Origin of the sequence: Streptomyces sp. GC420 (assembly GCF_009916105.1) — a bacterium.
Taxonomy (GTDB): Bacteria; Actinomycetota; Actinomycetes; order Streptomycetales; family Streptomycetaceae; genus Streptomyces.
Genome location: NZ_JAAAXQ010000831.1, coordinates 1 through 537, shown reverse-complemented (window position 1 = coordinate 537; position 537 = coordinate 1). Strand labels below are relative to the sequence as shown.

Here is a 537-nt window from a genome sequence, read left to right as displayed (position 1 = left end):
GCCTCCTCCCCGGGCTCGGCCTCGTCCTCCGGGCACTGCGTACGCGCCACTGTCCTGCGTGTCCCAAGAGCGGCCCACCAGCGGGCCGCCTGCCTCGACGAACTCACCACCGCGGGAACCGTGGCGTCCGGGCACACCGACCCGGCGGACTGGGCCGGTCTCACCCCCGCGAACCTGGAGACACCCCGCGGCGTACCCGGCATCCAGATCGACGGGTACTTCCCCGACACCTCCACCACCAACACCAACCACGGCTGGAACCGCGACGCCCAGTTCGTCATCCGGCTGCCGGACCGCTGGAACGGCGGCCTGGTGGTCTCCGGAACGCCCGGCAACCGAGAGCAGTACGCCAACGACCGGGCCATCGCCGACTGGGTGCTTTCCAAGGGCTACGCCTTCGCCGCCACCGACAAGGGAAACACCGGACTCGCGTTCCACCGCGACGGAGACCGGCCCGGTGACGCCATCGCCGAGTGGAACACCCGCCTGACCCAGCTCACCAGGGCAGCCCGGGCCGTGGTCGCCCAGCGCTACCAC

At 71.5% G+C, this 537-nt stretch carries 1 pseudogene; it reads left to right on the top strand.

Annotation, left to right across the window (positions count from 1 at the left end):
• A pseudogene (locus GUY61_RS38855) lies at window positions 1-537 on the top strand (tannase/feruloyl esterase family alpha/beta hydrolase); the annotation flags it as partial.